Source organism: Ectobacillus sp., assembly GCF_056992975.1.
Window position 1 is genome coordinate 1 of the sequence record NZ_JBXKMX010000215.1, and the last position, 7,575, is coordinate 7,575.

The 7,575-nt window shown below is 40.9% G+C and carries 6 protein-coding genes; 1 reads left to right on the top strand and 5 read right to left on the bottom strand.

What is annotated here, in order from left to right; translation table 11 throughout:
- The 5 genes from AC11ZT_RS09895 to pcrB all read right to left on the bottom strand — a co-directional run.
- Positions 1-175 (bottom strand): TSUP family transporter (locus tag AC11ZT_RS09895; RefSeq protein ID WP_484059441.1); only part of this gene is annotated, 175 nt, incomplete at its 3' end.
- A 72-nt stretch (positions 176-247) separates the two neighbouring features.
- Positions 248-1,465, bottom strand: coding sequence for a CamS family sex pheromone protein (locus AC11ZT_RS09900; RefSeq protein ID WP_484059437.1), 1,218 nt, complete (start codon positions 1,463-1,465; stop codon positions 248-250).
- Positions 1,466-1,480: 15 nt separating this feature from the next.
- Positions 1,481-3,490 (bottom strand): NAD-dependent DNA ligase LigA, encoded by a 2,010-nt coding sequence (gene ligA / locus AC11ZT_RS09905; protein ID WP_484059438.1) that lies wholly within the window; start codon positions 3,488-3,490, stop codon positions 1,481-1,483.
- A gap of 15 nt (positions 3,491-3,505) precedes the next feature.
- Positions 3,506-5,710 carry a DNA helicase PcrA gene (pcrA, locus tag AC11ZT_RS09910; RefSeq protein WP_484059439.1) on the bottom strand — a complete coding sequence of 735 codons (2,205 nt, stop codon included), beginning with the start codon at positions 5,708-5,710 and terminating at the stop codon, positions 3,506-3,508.
- Between the two features lie 13 nt (positions 5,711-5,723).
- On the bottom strand, positions 5,724-6,413 hold the full coding sequence (pcrB, locus tag AC11ZT_RS09915; RefSeq protein ID WP_484059440.1) for a heptaprenylglyceryl phosphate synthase: 690 nt from the start codon (positions 6,411-6,413) through the stop codon (positions 5,724-5,726).
- 265 nt (positions 6,414-6,678) lie between these two features.
- Between pcrB and AC11ZT_RS09920 the strand changes: the two genes are divergently transcribed.
- Positions 6,679-7,032 (top strand): YgaP family membrane protein, encoded by a 354-nt coding sequence (locus tag AC11ZT_RS09920; RefSeq protein WP_484059442.1) that lies wholly within the window; start codon positions 6,679-6,681, stop codon positions 7,030-7,032.
- Positions 7,033-7,575: the final 543 nt, after the last annotated feature.

A 7,575-nucleotide genomic window follows, 5' to 3' on the forward strand; every position in this document is an offset into this window, starting at 1 on the left:
AACCCATTGTTGCTGCAAGCTTATTCGTTGCAATCGCAGCAGAAGGGGGCAATCCAATAAAAAGCAAAGCAGGAATTGAAATAAGTCCGCCTCCCCCGACAACCGAATCAATAAATGATGCTAAAAATCCAAATGCCATAAGGAATAATATGATTTCTATACTCAGATGCTCCATGCTCACTTTCCCTCTATTCAATTGTAAAATATGTAAAAGGCTGTTCCCTCAAACAAAGGAAACAGCCAATCCTTAATCAAAAACTTGAACGGTTGGTTTATCTTGGTTCACATCACGAACGATAATGGCCTCTGGCTTATCAACGGAATGAATATTCACTTGTACTTTAATATAGTTTGGAAATTGGTCCATCACAAGACTGGCAACATATTGTGTAAATCCAATTACCTCTGCTTTCCCATTAAACTGAACAGGAATATCCAAATCCAAACTCTTCAACTGATTATCCTTGTAGAAGCCTTTTCCGACAACAGCTGTAAAGTTATTTGGAAAATAATCAGATATACTCGTTTTAAAATTTAAAAGTCTCGTTGCATCTTCCCTAACATCGTTAGAAGCCTGCGTAGATGGGAACAAATAATATTTCTCGTTAACATCCTTCCATCCGTCTACTTTCGTCTGGCCTTTATCTAAATTTACGTACGTAAGATAATTTCCAGGAATAAGGGACGATTTTGTTTGCTGACGATAAATTGCAATGGTAATCGGAACATTCCTTGCTTCTGTACTTTTTGAATATAACGTATCCAAAACAGATTGCGCCATTTGTTTTCCCTGCGTAATCGTGTCTTGAAGCGGAATCTCATACTCACGAGGATAGCCGCCTTCATTATCGGGAAGATTGGTATAGTAAACACTGTTCATCGCAAGTCCGATGACAATGCCTCCTAGTTTAGCAGTTCCATTACTATCCTTTGTCATAAAATCATGTTCTAAAATATTTGCAAGATAGATCGGGCTTTTTGTGTTTTTTTGATCGGCTGTGCCAGCTGCATTTGCGTCATAGGTTGGATTCAGACCGATATTCGGTATACTCGGTGCATTTTTTACACCTCCTGTTTGAGCCTTAGCATCAGCATCCTTCTGCTGTGCATCGGTTCGTTTACGGAGTAGTAACTGCTGTATGACTGTTGAATCTAAAGATTGTCCTTCTTGAAAATAGTAATCCTTTGTATTAAACGTGTTTTGGGCAATACGCATAAGACCTGATTCATACTCATCTACATCCAAGCGCGTATTTAATCCCTGTAACACTAGTCCCCGCGCTGCTCCAGCCTTAAAAGGGAGAATCGTCTTGTAATATTGATCCGAAATAGAATATTTCGGAACGATAGAATTATCCTTCGTTTGCGTTGACTGTTGCGTAATCTGTCCATTCTTCTGCAAACTCGAACTACATCCGGTAAGAATAAGACCGAGACTTGTTAGTAGCACTACTAGTTTTTTCATTTTTCGTTCGCACCTCTATTTTTTTAACTCCATAGTAAATCTATCTTCATCCCAAATCTCAATACCAAATTTCTCTGCTTGTGCAAGCTTTGAGCCAGCTGCTTCCCCAACGATCACTAAATCTGTATTTTTACTTACACTACCTACTACATTACCGCCTCGTGCTTCAATTTCTTTCTTTGCTTCGCTTCGTCCCATCGTTGCTAGCTTTCCAGTTAGGACAATGGATTTACCAGAAAAGTAGGAGTCAACTGTCTCTACTTCTGATAATGTTGCACCTTTATAAGTCATCGTAACACCATACTCTTGGAGCTTCGCTAGTAGGTGATGCACCTCTTCGTTTGCAAAATAGGCAACGATCGAACTCGCCATTTTTTCTCCAATTTCATTGATAATAGTCAATTCTTCTATCGTAGCTTGCCGCAAGCGTTCCATTGTTTCGAAATGAAGGGCTAACGTACGTGCTGCTTTCGCTCCTACGTGACGAATACCAAGACCAAAAAGGAGCTTCTCTAAGGAGTTTTGTTTCGACAATTGAATAGCAGCTAATAAATTCGTTGCCGATTTCTCACCAAACCGTTCTAATGCAAGCAGTTGCTCCTTCGTTAACGTATATATGTCAGCAACGGTATGCACAAGCTTCTCTTCGTATAACTGTGTAATAACGCGTTCCCCAAGTCCGTCAATATTCATCGCATCCCGCGAAACGAAATGAATGAATCCTTCCCGAATTTGCGCCGGACAAGCAGGATTTAGGCAGCGCAGGGCAACTTCTCCTTCCAATCTCACCAGTTCATCCTTACATTCTGGGCAATGGGAAGGCATATGAAATTCTTGTTCAGTCCCCGTTCTACGCTCTACCAACGGATGCACGACTTCCGGAATAATATCTCCTGCCTTCTTCACTACAACAAAATCACCAATGCGAATGTCCTTTTCACGGATCAGATCTTCGTTATGAAGAGAAGCACGACGCACAATCGTTCCTGCGACGCGAACTGGTTCTAAGTTAGCAGTCGGTGTTACAACACCTGTACGACCTACATTCAATTCAATACTTACTAACTTCGTTACAACCTCTTCGGCTGGAAATTTATATGCTACTGCCCAGCGCGGACTTTTCACAGTTGTTCCGAGTATATTTTGTAATTCTATCTCATCTACTTTAATGACAATGCCATCTATTTCATAATCAAGTGACGGGCGCTTTTCCTGCCATTCCTCTACATAAGCAAGTACATCCTCGATTGTTTCGCAAACTCTGCGATGAGGATTCGTTTTAAACCCTAGTTCACCAAAGAAGTTCAGTGCTTCGCTATGAGAAGCAAGCGGCTTCCCTTCTAGCCCCGCCATCGCATAAACAAAAAAGGAGAGATGTCTTTTTGCTGTTATTTTGGGATCAAGCTGACGTAATGAACCTGCAGCTGCGTTACGCGGATTAGCAAATAACATTTCGCCCTGTTCTTCTTTTTCACGATTCACTCTTGCAAACGACTTCTTAGGCATATATGCCTCGCCTCGTGCTTCTAACGAGAGCGGTTGATGCAGGCGAAGTGGAATCGCCTTAATCGTCTTAATATTGCTCGTAATGTCCTCTCCGATTACACCATCTCCGCGGGTTGCACCTTGTACGAACTTTCCCTCTTCATAATGAAGGGAAACAGCTAGTCCGTCAATCTTTAGCTCACAGACATATCTGACATTTTCTCTGCCAGTTCCTTGGCGTACCTTACGATCAAAGTCACGAATATCTGCTTCATTAAAAGCATTACCAAGGCTTAGCATGGGGGAAGTATGCGTGAACTTTTCAAACATGTCTAACGCATGTCCCCCAATTCGAACCGTTGGTGACTCATCAGACTTAAACTCAGGATGTTCTTCTTCAAGACGTATTAGCTCTTGCATATGGCGATCATATTCAGCATCCGAAACAGATGGGTTGTCTAAAACGTAATATTCGTGATTTAGTTTATTTATTATACCTCGTAGCTCTTCGATGCGATTCTTTATCACTTCGTTTGACATCGTCTCATCCTTTCCTTACACTTTTGAAATCGGCGCAAACTTTGCTAATAATCGTTTGATTCCGGTTGGACTTGGAAATGCAATATCCAGTTCCATTCCCTCATTTTCCCCCTTTACACTCACGACCGTACCAATCCCCCAAATTTTGTGCGACGCTTTGTCACCTACATTCCAGCCTAATTGCTCCCCGCCTGTCGTTTTATACGGCGTTTGAATAATGCGACTAGATTGAAAAGATTTAGCAGATGTCACAGCTGTTTTTTTCTTTTGTGGAACATGGTGAAGCGGCTCTACTAAATTAGCGGGAATTTCTGATATAAAGCGGGATTCTGGATTCATGTTTGTTTTTCCGTAAAGCGTACGCATTTGTGCGTTAGTCACATATAGTTCTTGCTCGGCACGTGTAATAGCAACGTACGCAAGACGTCGTTCTTCTTCCATTTCATTTTCATCCATAAGAGAACGAAGATGTGGAAATATGCCCTCCTCAGCTCCCGCAATAAATACAACAGGAAACTCAAGTCCCTTTGCAGCATGCATGGTCATAAGCAAGACTTCTTCTTGCGTTGTTTCCTCATCCAATTTGTCGATATCTGCTACTAGGGCAAGATCTGTTAAGAAGGAAACTAGACTTTTATCTTCACTTGTATCTTCAAAGCTTCGTGTAACGGATAAAAATTCGTCCAAGTTTTCTAAACGGGATTGCGCTTCTAATGATCGTTCATTTTTTAACATATCCCGGTATCCAGTCTTGTCTAGCACTTCTTCAACGAGTTCGGTAACAGATAAGTAATCATTCATTTGAATCCATCCCGATGTTTGTTCATGAAATTGTGTTACGGCCGTTGTGATTCTTCCACTTAAACCAGCAAAGTCAATTTGCGATAGTACTTCAGATAAGGGAAGATTTTGTTCTGTTCCATAGTTTATGATTTTATCAATGGAAGACGCTCCAATTCCGCGCTTTGGTACATTTATAATTCGTCTAAAACTAATTTCATCGTCTGGATTTGAAATAAAGCGAAGATACGCTAAAATATCTTTAATTTCTTTCCGGTCGTAGAATTTCGTTCCACCAATCATTTTGTACGGAATATTCGATTTCAGCAGTACTTCTTCTATTACACGGGATTGGGCATTTGTCCGGTATAATATGGCATAGTCATCATACTTATGTTTACCTGCTGCCACTTGCTCGCTTATTTTTTTTGCAATAAAATACCCTTCGTCTTGTTCCGTCACGGCATGGTAATAGGAAATCATTCGTCCTGTTTCATTTTCCGTCCATAGTTGCTTTGGCTTCCGATTACTGTTGTATCCGATTACGGCGTTAGCTGCCTGCAGTATGTTTTTTGTGGAGCGATAATTTTGTTCTAGCATAATCATCTTTGCATTCGGATAATCCTTTTCAAAGGAAAGGATATTGGTAATATCTGCCCCGCGCCAGCGATAAATCGATTGATCGGAATCGCCTACTACGCATAAATTCTTTAGGCGCTGTGCAAGCATCTTGATAAGTATATATTGTGCTTTATTTGTATCTTGATATTCATCCACATGAATGTATTGAAATTTACGTTGGTAAAACTCTAATACTTCCGGAACCCGTTCAAATAATTGAATAGTCGTCATAATGAGATCGTCAAAATCAAGGGAACTGTTTTTTCGCAATCGATTTTGATATTCGTCATATACATCACTCACCAACTGCTCATACGGATCAGCAGATGCTTCTTTCGCAAATTGCTTAGGTGAAATTAATTCATTCTTCGCACTGCTAATGCTTCCTATCAACGCGCGCGGATCAAATTTTTTCGGATCAATATTACGCTCTTTCACGATTGTCTTCATAACAGAAAGCTGATCACTACTATCAAGAATCGTAAAGTTACGGCTCATACCGATGCGATCAATATCACGTCGTAATATACGTACACACATGGAGTGGAAGGTTGAAATCCATACATCATTGGCATCCGCCCCGACAAGCTTATCAATTCTTTCTCTCATTTCACGAGCTGCTTTATTCGTAAAGGTAATGGCTACAATGTTCCACGGAGCAATTCCTTTCTCCTGCAGTAAATACGCAATACGATGTGTTAATACCCGCGTCTTTCCACTTCCCGCTCCAGCCATGATTAATAATGGGCCCTCAGTTAGCTTGACCGCATTCTGCTGTTCTTTATTTAAGCCAGCAAGCATGTTTTCAATGTTGCTCATCTTGTCACCTTCCTTACTTCCCTTTTACTGCTCGTACTGTTTTTAATGCTTCTTTGATGTTATCATATACTAAATTTCCTATGACAATGGTATCTGCATATTGAGCCATTTCAATTGCCTGCTTAGCCGTTTCAATTCCGCCACCGTAATAAAACCGTGCATGTTCTAAGTTCCGTTTCACTTGCTTTACAATATTTAGATCTCCGTACATTCCACTATATTCCAAATAAAAAATAGGAAGATGAAGTAGCTTATCTGCAAGATGTGCATAGGCTACTACATCGCTTTCATCCAGTTCACAATTTGCTTCCGTTAGCTTTGCCACCTTCGACTCAGGATTACACACACAATATCCTTCCATCAAAATTTCTTCCCAGTTCATGACATCTCCAAATTCTTTCAATGCTTTTTGATGAAGTCCTGTTATCCATTCTGGGTTCTGACTGTTTAAAACAGAAGGTATGTAATAATAATCAAACCCTGGCGTTAAAGATTCTAAATTCGATACTTCTAGCACACAAGGAACACTATATCTACGAATGCTTGCGAGCATATGTAATACATTATCTAATGTTATTCCATCACTTCCGCCTACGATTATAGCATCCGTTCCAGACTCACAAATTTGTTCTAACTCCTGTTCGCTTAACTCTTTATTTGGGTCAAGCTTAAACACATGTTTCCATTCCTGTATATCGTACATGGACACACCTCTTTCTTACATTGTGCATTATTCCATTATACCAAAGAATTGTGGATTAACGAACAGGTGAAATGTATATTTCCAGTGTACCTATGCTCATTTCACTTTGTAAAATCCCGTTGATTTTTTGCGAAAAAACCATGTTTTTTACTGTTAAAGTGGCTAAAAGTTGGATGGTATAGAGAGAAGTTTGAAGTGAGACAATACATAACGAAATAGAATTTCTATTTCACATGTTACGTCTAATAAGGAGCTGGTTACTGTGTTGAAACCAAACATTGGCACATTAAATGCCCTCATCCGCATTACAATCGGCTTCGCCATGCTGAGCTTTGCCACAGCAAGATTGGTGCGTAAGCCTTGGTGTCTCCTGTCCAAGATTGCGATTGGTTTAGGAGCTATGAAAGTTGCAGAGGGAATTGTGCGTTTCTGTCCCATCACAGAAGCATGGAAGCTAAGCCGTTATATGAATATGATAAGGCCTACTGAACACGCATCCTCGAATGAGCATGCAGGTGCTGCCCATGAGAAAAAAGAGGCCAACTCATCTTCGCAGCATTTCAATGCTTCCGATGAAAAAATAGAGGCAAAGATTGCATCTGACATTTTGGGGTTATAGATGAGAAAAAATGGGTAGTGCAAGGCATGAACTTCGAAATATAGTTACAATGGCAACTACCTATGCGGGCATTAAATTACCACCCGCATCCTTTTTTCCGCGAGCGGGCACTATTGAAGCTCTTTTGTTACCACCCGGAGACCTTTTTCCCCAGAGCGGGCTCAATTGAAGCTCTTTTGTTACCACTCGCATCTTTTTTTCCCGCGAGCGGGCACTATTGAAGCTCTTTTGTTACCGCCAGGTCATCTTTTTCCCGAGTGCGGGCTCAATTGAAGCTCTTTTGTTACCGCCCGGTCACCTTTTTTCCGCGGGCAGGCACAATTGAAGCGCTTTTGTTACCGTCTGGACTCCTTTTTCCCGAGTGCGAGTACAATCGAAGCTCTTTTGTTACCGTCCGGACACTTTTTTCCGAGAGTGAGCACAATCGGAACTTATTGTTACCGTCAGCACCTTTTATTAGATCCGGGTTTTCCCAGTCCGCATTCATAAATAAGGCCCCTGAAAAATTGTACTTTTTCAGTGGCCTTCACCATGCTAGCCGTT